Raw genomic sequence first — 13408 nt, forward strand, 5'->3', positions numbered from 1 at the left:
TGATAATATAAAGGAAATGTATTTATCTTCATTCCACAATTGTATGATGTTGCCTCTATTAAGATGAGCTAACACATGTTGAATTAAGATGAAGCCTCTAGCGGATGTCATAGATTTTTGAAGGAGAGGCGGTCAATTAACCATCGGGACGTGTCGTGATGGTTTTAGATTCATTTCCATAAGCAAGCTTGAAAATCTGGTCTAAAGTTAGCCGAGGCGTAATTGATTTTGTACTTGAGCTGACCTAAGCGATAAGTGATTTCACATTCATTTATTCCTACGATGCAAATTTTTCAGACATTCAATAATGCATAGTAAGAGGTAAATGGTGAATATAAAAATGCAACAATAATGTACGTAATTCAAAGGAGAGTCAATATGATTTACAAAGTTTATTATCAAGAAAACAAGCACGAAACTCCAGTTCGCGAAAACACTAAAACACTTTATGTAGAAGCTTCTTCAGAGCGTGAAGTACGCGCCTACTTAAAAGAACGAAACTACAATATTGAACTTGTTCAGCTTTTAGAAGGCAATTACTTAGAGTATGAGCAAGCAAGTCCAAACTACCGTCTGGAGAACGCATAAGCTTTATGAAATTTGTTAAAAATGATCAAGCGGCTGTTTTCGCGCTCGGCGGACTGGGCGAAATCGGCAAAAACACATATGGCGTTCAATTCCAAGACGAAATTATTTTAATCGATGCAGGCATTAAATTTCCTGAAGATGATTTATTAGGAATTGATTACGTTATTCCAGACTACACATATTTAGTGCGGAATGTAGACAAAATTAAGGGACTATTTATTACACATGGACATGAAGACCACATTGGCGGTATTCCATACTTACTGCGTCAATTAAATGTCCCGGTTTATGGCGGTAAATTAGCGCTAGGTTTATTGCGAAATAAATTAGAAGAGCATGGTTTATTGCGCACAACAAAGATGATTGAAATTAAGGAAGAAGATATTATCAAATTCCGAAAAACATCGGTTAGCTTTTTCCGTACAACACATAGTATTCCAGATGCATACGGAATCGTTGTAAAAACACCACCTGGCAACATCGTCCATACAGGAGATTTCAAATTTGACTTTACACCTGTTGGTGAGCCAGCAAACTTAACAAAAATGGCTGAAATTGGGCGTGACGGAGTACTTTGCTTATTATCAGATAGTACAAATGCTGAAGTACCTAACTTTACGATGTCTGAACGTAAAGTTGGTGAGAGCATTGATGATGTATTCCGCAAAGTTGAAGGCCGTGTTATTTTTGCAACATTCGCATCAAACATCCATCGTCTACAACAAGTTACAGATGCAGCAGTAGCACATGGTCGCAAAATCGCTGTATTTGGACGCTCGATGGATAATGCAATTTCAATCGGTCGAGACCTAGGCTATATTTCAGCGCCAAAGGAAACATTTGTCGATGCCGGAAGTATTAATCGCCTACCAGCCAATGAAGTGTTGATTTTATGTACTGGCTCACAAGGTGAACCTATGGCTGCTTTATCACGAATTGCTAATGGTACACACCGTCAAATTCAAATCCAACCTGGTGATACAGTGGTGTTCTCTTCATCACCAATTCCAGGAAATCAAATTAGTGTTAATAAAATTATTAACTTGCTCTACCGCGCAGGCGCGGAGGTAATTCATGGCTCGCTTAATAATATTCACACTTCAGGACATGGCTCGCAGGAAGAACAAAAGCTGATGCTTCGTTTAATGAAGCCAAAATTCTTTATGCCAATCCACGGTGAATATCGCATGCTGAAAATGCATACACAGCTTGCTGAGGATTGCGATGTACCAATCGAAAACTCATTCGTGATGGAAAATGGGGATGTTTTAGCATTAAGTGCAAATGAGGCACATGTCGCAGGCCGAATTCCTTCAGGTGATGTTTATATCGATGGCAACGGCATTGGTGATATTGGCAATATCGTTTTACGTGACCGTCGCATTTTATCTGAGGAAGGTCTTGTTATTGTTGTCGTAAGCGTCGATATGGAAAAGCATAAAATGGTTTCTGGTCCTGATATTATTTCACGTGGCTTCGTCTATATGCGTGAATCGGGCTTAATGATTAATGAAGCACAAAAAATGCTAAATCAGCATTTAACAAAAGTGATTCAAGAAAAATCAATCCAATGGGCTGAGCTCAAAAATGAAATAACTGATGCTTTAGGTCCATATTTATATGAAAAAACAAAGCGTCGTCCAATGATTTTACCGATTATTATGGAAGTGTAAGAGAGGCGCCCAACATGCCGTGCAATTGCCGACATGCTGGGCGCTTTTTGCAAATTTATAAACCTATTTTCTTAACTTGATGGCTATGGGGACGCCCTTTTACTTAGAAAAAACACCTTTAAAATCAGTATTTCTCTCGTTTTCAAAAAAGCATTTTAACGGGCGTCAAAACACTATCACTAGCGTCCAAAATGCCATCAACTGCACAGCATTTTAAACGCCCTCCTCTTGTTTATGTTTAATATTTCTTATTTCGGTGAAAAATATGAATGAGGTGATAGTAGCGTGAAAAATAATAAACAATTTAAAACAAGACATTTGCACAATCCGGATGTGTTGGATACTGAGAAAGAAAGTATTTTTGATATGCATGAGGATATGAAGACGGTGGATGCTATACCTGTCGAAGAGTTAAATGAGCAAGTAAAGGATGAAAGACATAAGCACAATACAAAGCACACTTCGTCCAGTGAAAAACGCTATGAATAAAGGCAATATGGGCGTCCCAAATACTGGCAATTAGCTGGTATTTGGGACGCGTCACTGACATTGTTTTTTATTCTACGCCCGTAAATTCCCTTTACAGTGCTTTCTTTACAAAGCGGTTAATGTCGACATCTGCCCCAATTATTAATAAAATATCCCCTAATAAAATGGGGTCCTGTGGCATGGGTGAAACAATAATCGTTTCATCCCTTTTAATACCTACAATGTTAATGCCGTACTGTGCACGAATATCCAAATCAATCAAGCTGTGACCTGCAATTTTGTCACTTGCTTTAATTTCCATAATAGAGTATTCATCTGATAGCTCTAAATAGTCAAGTACGCTCGTTGACATCATATTATTGGCGATACGTATTCCCATATCTCGCTCTGGATGTACGACAAAGTCTGCGCCAATTTTTCTTAATACTTTTTCATGATAATCATTTTGGGCTTTTACGGTAATTTGTGGAACGCCATGCTCCTTTAAAATTAGTGTCGTTAAAATACTCGCTTGGATGTCCTCACCGATTGCCACAATAACATGCTCAAAATTCCATAAACCGAGCGATTTAATAACAGATTCATCGGTTGTATTAGCAACAACTGCCTGTGTAGCAATTTGAGCATACTCATCAACACGCTCACTCGTCGAATCAATCGCCATAACATTTGCGCCGAGCGAAACTAATTCCCTTACAATACTTCCGCCAAAGCGTCCTAATCCAATTACAACAAATTCTTTTTTCATCATTGTCTCCTCCACTCTGCTGTCATCAGTGTAACGTATATTGCTTTATTTTTTCTAGTGTTTACTGCCTTTTCATGCGCATCAAATGCTGTATTTTATTTTCGATTAAGCGCATGCTGCCTGCCGTTTGAATATGGCGTAATTGTTGCTGCTCGTCAAATACATAGTATGTCGGTATGAAACGAGGATTATAAATATCTGCCAAATGCTTGTTATGGTCTAAAAAAATAGCTTCCTTCATCTCATATTGACGCACGGCTTCCCTTACTGTTGCAAGTTCTTCATCTTCTGGTTGTCTCGGCATATGAACCGCTACTAAATCAACCTCATAATTTTTTGCTACTGCATAAAGCTTTGGTAAGAGTTCCTTGCACAAAGCACAGCTAACTGACCAAAAATGAACGATTGTAATATTTTTCAAATCACTTTTTCTTATTTTACGATTTAGCCATCCTGTTGCTCCGTGAAATTCTGGTAGTGCATCTTTCAATTTCATTATTATCTCCTCCTACTTTACAATATGTAAATACCCGAAAAATTTACCTTAAATTCTTTATCAATTACGCCTCGGCGTAATTGCGTCCAGATTTTTCGAGCTTGCTCAAAATCTGTGACATCCACCAGTGGCTTTATCATGATTCAGCGAGTGTTTGAACACCCACTAAATAAAAAGCAAGATAAGCATTCATCTTGACACCTGTGGAGGTGGGAGTTTTCTGCTGAATCGTGATAAAAACTTCTGAAATGACTTGTAATTTAGAAGGAAAGCGGTATAATTATCTTTGTTTTTGTAAACTTAAAGTTTTGTAAAAGTAAACTTTCATAACTAATAGTTTAAAATTACTAAACTTATAAGGAGGCAAAGAAATGCAAATCGGTATGAAAATAAAAGAACTTCGCTTAAAAAAAGGGCTCACTCAGGAAGAGCTCGGTGAACGAACAGATTTAACAAAGGGCTATATTTCCCAGCTCGAACGTGATTTAAACTCCCCTTCCATCGAAACACTATTTTCCATTTTGGAAGTGCTGGGGACAACGCCGAAGCAATTTTTCGATGACGAGAAGTGGCAAAACAAGCATATTGTTTTTACACAGGAAGACCGTACTAGCTTTACAGATAGTGAAAAACAATATGAAATCGAATGGCTAATTCCTACATCGAATGATAAAGAAATGGAGCCTGTTTTCTTAAAAATCCATAAAGGTGGAGCTTTTAAAGCTTTTGAGCCATCTCTTGCAGAAACTTTTATTTACGTATTAAAGGGTCGCATTCGTGTTGTCATTGGTGAAGAGGCTTATATCGCAACAGAAGGACATTCTGTATACTACGATGCTGTGTCAAACCACCAAATTTTTAATGTGCATGACGGGACAACAGAATTGTTGCTCGTTGCAACTGAATCTTATTTATAGTTTAGGAGGCTTGTTATGGACAACAATACAATTATTCGCTTTGAAAATGTGACGAAATCCTATGATGATGGGACAGTCGTATTAAAAAATATTAATTTTGAGCTAGAAAAAGGAAAATTTTACACATTGCTTGGTCCGTCAGGCTGTGGGAAAACAACGATTCTACGAATTATTGCAGGCTTTACTGAGCCAACAGGGGGTTCTGTTTTCTTCCATGACAAAAAAATTAATAGTGTGCCTGCTAATGAACGTCAAGTAAATACTGTGTTTCAGGATTACGCACTGTTCCCACACTTAAATGTTTTTGAAAATGTCGCGTTTGGTTTGCGCATTAAAAAAGTGAAGGAAGCTGAAATCAAGGAGCGCGTACAAGAGGCACTAAAATTCGTGAACTTAGCTGGCTATAATAGCCGTGAAATTTCTGAAATGTCTGGTGGTCAGCGTCAGCGTGTAGCCATCGCACGCGCTATTGTCAATGACCCAGAAATTATTTTATTAGATGAGCCTTTATCAGCGCTTGATTTAAAGCTACGTACAGAAATGCAGTACGAGCTGCGCGAATTGCAGCAGCGCCTAGGTAAAACTTTTGTTTTCGTCACGCATGACCAAGAGGAAGCACTAGCAATGAGCGATGAGATTTTCGTTTTATCAAATGGAGAAATTCAGCAATCTGGGACACCTGTTGATATTTATGATGAGCCAATCAACCGCTTCGTAGCTGATTTTATTGGAGAATCCAATATCGTGGATGGCATCATGCTTGAAGATTTTCGTGTTAGCTTTGCAGGTAAAGAATTTGAATGTGTAGACCAAGGCATGCAAAAAAATGAAAAAATTGATGTTGTTATCCGCCCAGAGGATTTAGAAATTACGGCTGTTGAAAAAGGGAAATTAGTTGTAACAGTTGATACACAATTATTCCGTGGTGTTCATTATGAAATTTCAACATACGACCAAGATGGGAATGAATGGCTTGTCCACTCATTGAAAAAAGCTGAGGTGGGACAAAAAATCGGCTTAGATTTTGATCCAGAAGCTATTCATGTTATGCGCTTAAACGAAACAGAGGAAGATTTCGACAAGCGACTTGAATCATATGGAGATGATGATGATGCAAACTAAAAATTCAAAAAGTGCATTATTTCCTTATGTTATTTGGATTGCACTATTTGTTATTGCACCCATTGCCTTAATTATTTATTATTCTTTACAAGACTTAGAAGGCAATTTTACATTAGGCAACTATGCTGCGTTTTTCTCAACTGTTTATTTGAAAATGACGCTATCTAGCTTTTGGTACGCCTTCTTAATTACATTTTTCACATTGCTCGTATCATATCCTGTTGCCTATTTATTGACGAAAACGAAGCATAAGCATCTATGGCTTATGCTCATCATTATTCCTTCTTGGATTAATTTATTATTAAAAACTTATGCCTTTATCGGTATTTTTGGTTTATACGGGCCTGTGAACGCAATGATTGAAGTATTTGGCTTTGATCCGCAGCAGATTTTATTTACTGATTTTAGCTTTGTGTTCGTATCAGTTTATATTTTCATACCGTTTATGATTATTCCCATTTTCAACTCGCTTGATAAATTAAACCCAACACTTGTTTATGCGGCACGTGACCTTGGTGCATCAAGTTTTACAACTTTCCGTCGCGTGATTTTCCCATTAACAATCGATGGCGTGAAATCAGGTATTCAAGTGACATTCATTCCAGCGCTGTCACTATTTATGATTACACGACTGATTGCGGGAAACCGTGTTATTACGCTCGGGACAGCAATTGAGCAGCAATTCCTTGTGTCACAAAACTGGGGAATGGGTTCAACGATTGCCGTATTCTTAATCTTTATTATGGTTTTAATTATGTTATTCACAGGGAAAAAATCGAAGGGAGGTCGCGTATGATGGAAAAGCTATCGCCCGCTTCTAAAATTTATTTAGTTCTTGTTTTCGCCATTTTATATGCACCAATCCTTTACCTTATTTTTTATTCGTTCAATAGCGCAGGTAATATGAATGAATTTGAATCTTTTACACTAGAGCATTATGCCGCAGTCTTCGGTGATTCACGCCTAATTATCATTTTAATTAATACGATTTTAGTTGCGCTACTTTCAGGCTTGCTTGCAACGGTCATTGGCACATTTGGCGCTATTGGCATCGTATCTGTTAAAAATGCTAAAATGCGCAGTGTACTGCTTTCTTTCAATAACGTCTTAATTGTGAGCCCAGACGTTATTATTGGTGCTAGCTTCTTAATTTTATTTACCTTTATTGGGATAAAATTAGGCTTTACATCTGTGCTAATCTCACATATCGCCTTCAGCGTGCCGATTGTTGTGCTCATGGTGTTGCCAAAGCTACTCGAAATGAATACATCTTTAATTGATGCGGCGCGTGATTTAGGTGCAACAAAGCGCGATGTTTTAATGCGCGTTATTTTACCTTATATTTCTCCGGGTATTTTCGCTGGATTTTTCATGGCCTTGACTTATTCATTAGATGATTTCGCCGTTACATTTTTCGTGACAGGAAATGGCTTTAGCACATTGTCTGTAGAAATTTATTCTATGGCACGCACTGGGATTACTTTAACAATTAACGCGATTTCTGGTTTAATTTTCGTCATTACAGTACTTGTTGTCATCGGCTACTATTTTGTTAATAGTCGCTCAAAACAAGCAAAGGTGGGACGCTAACGAATGAAACAGTTACTTCAAGCTACAATTGCGATTATTATTACTTGTGCTCTACTATTTTTAGCCGTCAATCAATTGCAAGTCACTGGTGGCAAAGGGGGCAAGGATACACTAACTGTTTTCAACTGGGGAGAATATATCGACCCAGACTTAATTAAACAATTTGAACAAGAGACAGGTATCCATGTAATTTATGAGACATTTGATTCAAATGAGGCAATGTTAACGAAAATTCAACAAGGTGGTTCAGCTTATGACATAGCAACCCCTTCTGAGTATACAATTGAAATGATGAAAGAAAAGGATTTACTCATTCCTTTAGATCACTCAAAAATACCGAACTTGCAAAATATTGACCCATATTTTTTAAATTTACCATTCGATCCGGGCAATGAATATTCACTACCGTATTTTTGGGGAACAGTCGGGATTGTTTATAACCCTACTATAATTGGAGATGAATTATCCTTTGAATCTTGGGAAGATTTATGGCACCCTTCATTAAAAAATAAAGTCTTTCTCGTTGATGGGGCACGTGAAGTAATAGGTATGGGCTTAAATTCAATTGGAGAATCTTTAAACACAAAGGATGATAAAATCCTTCGGGCTGCAACAAATAAGTTAATTTCTCTTGCACCAAATGTAAAAGCGATTATCGGTGACGAAATTACCCCTTTAATGATTAATAATGAAGCAGCTGTTGCTTTAACTTGGTCAGGGCAAGCCGCAGACATGATGTATGAAAATGAGGATTTAACCTACGCTGTACCGGAGGAAGGTTCAAATTTATGGTTCGACAACTTTGTTATCCCAAAAACAGCAAGAAATATTGAGGGGGCACATGCCTTCATTAACTTTATGCTAGACGCAGAAGTTAACGCCCAAAATACAGACTATGTCGGCTACTCTACACCAAACGCAGCAGCCATGGAGCTACTGGACCCCGAAGTCGTAGAAGATGAACGTTATTATCCCGATGAGGAAACACGCGAGCATCTTGAAGTATACGAAAACCTTGGTCTTGAATGGCTAGGCAAATATAATGAATTGTTTTTAGAGTTTAAGATGAATATGAATTAAAAAGAAGCTTGTTTGGGGAAAATCCCAAACAAGCTTCCTTTTAATATTACTCTCTTTGCATAATGCGATATAAAAACGCTACAAATTGTACTCTTGTCACAGGTGCATTTGGATGGAATTTCCCACCATCACCTAGTGCAATTCCTTCACGCTCTAATGTTGCAATATATTCCGCACTCCAATGCTTGCTATCCACATCAAGGAACGAGCTTGTGCCCTCTGGTGTCAATCCAAGTACACCAACCAGCACTTTTGCCAACTGTGCACGTGTCATATTTTCTGTTGGTAGGAAAGCCCCATTTGTGCCATCAATGATTCCTGCTTGCTGTAATGCACGTACCGCCTCATAATATGTGTGCGTTGTCGCCACATCTGAAAATTGGCTTGCTTCCCTTACTTGTTCAAAAGGAAATGCTCTTGTTAGTAAGGCTGCCACATGCATGCGACTGATTGGTTCATTCGGGCGGAAAGTGCCGTCTTCATAGCCTTGAATAATACCTTGTGCCACTAGTTCCTCAATCATCTCTTTCGCCCAATGTTGTGCTATATCACTCAATATCACGACTGGCTCAGGTCGCTGTGGCTCCTGCGGTACTTCTTGTTCTTCCAATGACAATGCTGTCCATTTTGCATAAAGTGTTATGCTCTCTTTGACGAGCGTATCTTCCTCCCAAGGCTTTGTCAGTGCCTCATCTTCATACCAACCGTCAAAACGGTAACCTTCTCTTGTTGGGATAGGCAAGTCATTTATTTTTGTATTATAGGCAAGTTCAATTGGTGTTAGTGCTGTACCACCATTTGTACGCAATGTAATTTGAACAGGTGCTGATGCCAAATCACCATTGCCATTTGATATTGAGGGTGGCGTTGTATTGCCTCCTGTTGGTGGCACAGCAAACTTGATTGTAGCACTAATTGGGGGGCTGATATTCCCCGCCTTATCTCGAAAGCGGACATAGACCGTCTTCATACCGTTCCCTGCTGTCAAATTCCAATTGTACGATAATGCAATATTTTCCCATGCAGACGACCATGTATTAGCTTCATTTGATACTTGCATTGCTTCTGCATCCGCACTGACTTCAACAAACGATAGTGTTACATTTTTATCCTTCGTCGACTCGTCTCCGCTATTTATTATAAAGCTTCCCGTTGGTGCTACCGTATCTAGCTTGATTGTAGCACTAACTGCGTTTCCGATATTACCCGCTCCATCACGGAAACGGACATAAACTGTCTTTGCACCATCACCTGTTGGCAGACTCCAATCGTATGTTGGTGTGATATTTTCCCATGTAGCTGGCCATGTACCAGCATCATTCGATATTTGCATTCCTTCCGCATCTGGGCTGATTCCCGTGAACGATAAAGTTACATCCGTATCCATCGTCCACTCTCTCCCATCATTAATTACAAAGGCTCCGGTCGGTGCTTCCGTATCCAATTTAATTGTCTGGCTTATGGCATTACTTATATTTCCTACTTCATCTTTAAAGCGGACATAAACTGTCTTTACACCATCTCCCGCTTCAAGGTTCCAGTTGTACGTTGATGCGATACTTTCCCATGTAGACGGCCATGTACCAGCATCATTCGATACTTGCATTGTTTTCGCATCAAGGCTAACTCCTGTAAACGATAATGTTACATCTGTATCCATCGTCCACTCGTTGCCACCATTAATTATAACGGTTCCGGTCGGTGCTTCCATATCTAGCTTGATTGTAGCACTAACTGCGTTTCCGATATTACCCGCTCCATCACGGAAGCGGACATAAACTGTCTTTACACCATCACCTGTTGACAGACTCCAACTGTATGTTGATGTGATATTTTCCCATGTAACTGGCCACGTATCAGCATCATTCGATATTTGCATTGCTTCCGCATCTGGACTGATTCCCGCAAACGATAATGTTACATCTGTATCTATTGTCCACTCGTTTCCACCATTAATTACAACGGTCCCTGTCGGTGCTTCCATATCTAGCTTGATTGTAGCACTAACTGCGTTTCCGATATTCCCCGCCCTATCACGGAAACGCACATAAATCGTTTTATCGCCATCTCCTGTTGCAAGATTCCAATTATATACTGGCACAATCGGCGTCCAAACCGCTGTGCCCCAGTCTCCATTCAAATTTGATACTTGGAATTCTGCAATATGGTCGCTAAGGTTATCAAAAGCAAGCTCTACTGCTGTTGTGACTGCCCATGTAGCCCCATTATCAATTGTTACCGTTCCAGTTGGCACTGCGGTCAGAAGTGTTATCGAATCCCTTACAATACCGCTAATATTGCCTGCCCTGTCCTTAAAGCGGACATATACCGTTTTCTCGCCATCCCCCGGCGTTAAGGTCCAACTTATCGTTGCCGCTATAGGCAACCAGCCACCATGATCAGTGAAGTCCGCTGGATTATTCGTTATTTGCAATTGATGAGTATCCGAACTCAAGCCCGATAGCATCAATGTGACATTGACGTTGTTCGTCCACTGAATACCGTTATTTATCGTAACCTCCCCATCTGGTGGTGTCCGATCAATCTTAAATGAAACAGTCGTTGCATTACCGACATCGTCTGTAACAATGAGCGTATAGTCGCCTTCACCTGTGACCATATAAGGAGAGGTTACAGAGGCACCGTTCAGTGTTGCTACTCCTTCATTGAAGCTAAACGTGACTGCGCTGTTATAGAGTCCGCCATTTACTACCCCAACTACTTGAGGAGGCATCGTATCCAATTCAATACTTGCACTTACTGCTGTGCTTACATTGCCTGCGGCATCACGAAATTCTACATATACGGTTTTAGTTCCTTGCCCGCCAGAAAGCGTCCAGATTTTGGATGCCGAAGCGTATTCCCATACACCAGAACCCGCAGGCTGGTTCTCATTGCGCAATCGCATATGCACGACAGAAAAATTGTCGCTATAATTGATTGTAAGGTTGACATTGTTATTTGCTGTCTTCAAAGCACCTTCCTCAATCATGATTGTTCCAGAAGGTCCCGTTATATCGAGAATAATCGTATCACTGATTATGCTCGAACTAATATTGCCCGCAGCATCTCTGAATTGGACGTAAACAGTATTCTCTCCCTCTTGACTGACAATATTCCACGAGGCCGACGGATGAAATGGTTGCCATGCTCCCCACGAAAAGGGATCAAGGGAATTATTCGAGAACCGCATTTCTTTCGATCCGGTTGCTGCACCATCCGCATAGGTCAAACTTAGGTTAACGGCTGTCGAATTAGTAAAAATGGCGCCATCATTAATCTGCACTGTTCCAGTTGGCGCAGACGTATCCAAATAAACTGATGCTCTGTAAATAGCCGAAATTCCATTCTGGCTGTCCTTCAACTGCATATAAATAGTCTTGTTACCATCCCCCGGCGATAGCTGGAACGACTTTGAATTAGTGAAGTTTTCCCATACAGATGGCCAATTTTCCAAATCTTCCGTAAATCTCATAGCCGTCACTGTATCTCCCTCGGCATCGGATGCGGCAATATCAAGCGTAACAGTAGAATTATTCGTATGCGTTCCTTGTTGAACAGACAAAGTTCCGATTGGTGGCTGGTTGTCTGCATAAGTAACCGTTAACTGTGGCCGTACCGATACGGTCGGATATTCAGCCGAATAAATAAAGAACCGTCCATTAAGCGGACTCAACTCATTGCCTACTGCAACAAGCGTAATATCCCGGTCTGTATAGTCTGTATATGCCGTAACCATATCAGTTACATCTAGTGTGATCCTACCTCCCGGCGGTGTTACCGGCCTGCCACTGCCATCTGTCGGAGCGGTATAACGTACCGAAGCAGCTCCTGCTTCGACCGTAGGGAATGTACTTAATGGTCCATCAGCATTAGTAAGATTATTGTTCGGGGAACCGTAAACATCTATAAATAACGGATACCCCGGATTCACGCCATCTACAAACTTAACATATAAATCCAAAGTTGCAGCTACAGCCTTCTTCTCCGCATCTAGCTTGAAACGGAAGGCACTTTTATTTCTTGTATTCAGAAAATCAGGAGCTTCATGACTCATACCGACATATAGTCTTTGGGAAAAATCATTGTCGTACACGCCATCATAACCGACACTTCCTTCCATTGACATGACATCCGCTTGTGGATAATGCGTCACTACACTTCCCCCATTAGCCATTGTTTGAAGCATTGGCTGTGCGATGCGAATTGTGTATTTTTGTATCTCGCTTGATTTCGTTAGACGAAACCATAGAAAATGCTCACCAATATCTTCTACAATAAATTGTTTTGTTACATCAAAAGGCTGCCATGCTTGCCCGTCTTGTGAAAATTCTACCGTGGCACTGTCCGTGGAAGTTGAGGTCACTTGAATGGCTACAGGGCCTGTCGCTATATCGCCTTCTACATACGACTTGCCATCTGTGGTCATCGTAACCTGTAGTGTAGAGGTGGTACTTACCGCCATAACTGATAAACTACTAAATACAGTTTGTACTAGCAATACTATAATGGCGATAAGTGCTAATATTTGCTTGTTTTTTTGTTGCATATTACTATCCTCCTTCATTTGTTTTCTCATAAATAGACTATATAGACATAAGGTTAAAATTAGGTTAAAAAATCAAAAATACTTTCTCATATTCATAATTTTTTATGCCGAAAATGAACTAATTGATGACACTGCTACAATCTTAATTAATAGCTG

11 protein-coding genes are annotated in these 13408 nt (G+C 39.8%); 8 read left to right on the top strand and 3 right to left on the bottom strand.

Features of this window, described 5'->3' with window-relative positions; all coding sequences use genetic code 11:
• Window positions 1–378 precede the first annotated feature (378 nt).
• The 3 genes from MHB51_RS07695 (at window position 379) to MHB51_RS07705 (ending at window position 2750) form a co-directional block, all read left to right on the top strand.
• Complete coding sequence (locus MHB51_RS07695) at window positions 379–588, top strand: DNA-directed RNA polymerase subunit epsilon (RefSeq protein WP_066169580.1); 210 nt, start codon at window positions 379–381, stop codon at window positions 586–588.
• A gap of 5 nt (window positions 589–593) precedes the next feature.
• Window positions 594–2261, top strand: a complete 1668-nt coding sequence (rnjA, locus tag MHB51_RS07700) for a ribonuclease J1 (protein ID WP_066169578.1) — start codon at window positions 594–596, stop codon at window positions 2259–2261.
• 285 nt (window positions 2262–2546) lie between these two features.
• A complete protein-coding gene (locus MHB51_RS07705; RefSeq protein WP_066169576.1) occupies window positions 2547–2750 on the top strand; it encodes a hypothetical protein in 204 nt (67 codons plus the stop codon).
• 91 nt (window positions 2751–2841) lie between these two features.
• Here MHB51_RS07705 and MHB51_RS07710 read toward each other — a convergent pair whose 3' ends face one another.
• Together MHB51_RS07710 and MHB51_RS07715 are read right to left on the bottom strand one after the other, a co-directional pair.
• Entirely contained in the window at window positions 2842–3498 is a 657-nt protein-coding gene (locus MHB51_RS07710; RefSeq protein ID WP_066169575.1) for a TrkA family potassium uptake protein, read from the bottom strand.
• Window positions 3499–3559: 61 nt separating this feature from the next.
• Window positions 3560–3994 carry a redoxin domain-containing protein gene (locus MHB51_RS07715; protein WP_342559325.1) on the bottom strand — a complete coding sequence of 145 codons (435 nt, stop codon included), beginning with the start codon at window positions 3992–3994 and terminating at the stop codon, window positions 3560–3562.
• Between the two features lie 371 nt (window positions 3995–4365).
• Here MHB51_RS07715 and MHB51_RS07720 point away from each other — a divergent pair, with 371 nt between their 5' ends.
• The 5 genes from MHB51_RS07720 to MHB51_RS07740 are packed head-to-tail and all read left to right on the top strand — an operon-like array spanning window position 4366 to window position 8703.
• Window positions 4366–4911: an XRE family transcriptional regulator gene (locus MHB51_RS07720; RefSeq protein ID WP_066169569.1), complete on the top strand. Its 546-nt coding sequence runs from the start codon at window positions 4366–4368 to the stop codon at window positions 4909–4911.
• A 15-nt stretch (window positions 4912–4926) separates the two neighbouring features.
• Window positions 4927–6033 (top strand): ABC transporter ATP-binding protein, encoded by a 1107-nt coding sequence (locus tag MHB51_RS07725; protein ID WP_066169566.1) that lies wholly within the window; start codon window positions 4927–4929, stop codon window positions 6031–6033.
• Window positions 6023–6829 (top strand): ABC transporter permease, encoded by an 807-nt coding sequence (locus tag MHB51_RS07730; RefSeq protein ID WP_066169564.1) that lies wholly within the window; start codon window positions 6023–6025, stop codon window positions 6827–6829. The genes MHB51_RS07725 and MHB51_RS07730 overlap by 11 nt, the downstream gene beginning before the upstream one ends.
• On the top strand, window positions 6829–7623 hold the full coding sequence (locus MHB51_RS07735) for an ABC transporter permease (protein WP_066170293.1): 795 nt from the start codon (window positions 6829–6831) through the stop codon (window positions 7621–7623). Before MHB51_RS07730 ends, MHB51_RS07735 begins: the two co-directional genes overlap by 1 nt.
• A 3-nt stretch (window positions 7624–7626) precedes the next feature.
• Window positions 7627–8703, top strand: a complete 1077-nt coding sequence (locus MHB51_RS07740; RefSeq protein ID WP_342559326.1) for an ABC transporter substrate-binding protein — start codon at window positions 7627–7629, stop codon at window positions 8701–8703.
• A 46-nt stretch (window positions 8704–8749) separates the two neighbouring features.
• Here MHB51_RS07740 and MHB51_RS07745 read toward each other — a convergent pair whose 3' ends face one another.
• Window positions 8750–13252, bottom strand: a complete 4503-nt coding sequence (locus MHB51_RS07745; RefSeq protein ID WP_342559327.1) for an S-layer homology domain-containing protein — start codon at window positions 13250–13252, stop codon at window positions 8750–8752.
• Window positions 13253–13408: the final 156 nt, after the last annotated feature.

This window comes from Metasolibacillus sp. FSL K6-0083 (genome assembly GCF_038630865.1).
GTDB lineage: Bacteria > Bacillota > Bacilli > Bacillales_A > Planococcaceae > Metasolibacillus > Metasolibacillus fluoroglycofenilyticus.

Coding starts and splice junctions, on each gene's coding strand:
- MHB51_RS07695 (WP_066169580.1), top strand. CDS start 379: ATGATTTACAAAGTTTATTATCAAGAAAACAAGCACGAAACTCCAGTT.
- rnjA (WP_066169578.1), top strand. CDS start 594: ATGAAATTTGTTAAAAATGATCAAGCGGCTGTTTTCGCGCTCGGCGGA.
- MHB51_RS07710 (WP_066169575.1), bottom strand. CDS start 3,498: ATGAAAAAAGAATTTGTTGTAATTGGATTAGGACGCTTTGGCGGAAGT.
- MHB51_RS07715 (WP_342559325.1), bottom strand. CDS start 3,994: ATGAAATTGAAAGATGCACTACCAGAATTTCACGGAGCAACAGGATGG.
- MHB51_RS07720 (WP_066169569.1), top strand. CDS start 4,366: ATGCAAATCGGTATGAAAATAAAAGAACTTCGCTTAAAAAAAGGGCTC.
- MHB51_RS07725 (WP_066169566.1), top strand. CDS start 4,927: ATGGACAACAATACAATTATTCGCTTTGAAAATGTGACGAAATCCTAT.
- MHB51_RS07730 (WP_066169564.1), top strand. CDS start 6,023: ATGCAAACTAAAAATTCAAAAAGTGCATTATTTCCTTATGTTATTTGG.
- MHB51_RS07735 (WP_066170293.1), top strand. CDS start 6,829: ATGGAAAAGCTATCGCCCGCTTCTAAAATTTATTTAGTTCTTGTTTTC.
- MHB51_RS07740 (WP_342559326.1), top strand. CDS start 7,627: ATGAAACAGTTACTTCAAGCTACAATTGCGATTATTATTACTTGTGCT.
- MHB51_RS07745 (WP_342559327.1), bottom strand. CDS start 13,252: ATGCAACAAAAAAACAAGCAAATATTAGCACTTATCGCCATTATAGTA.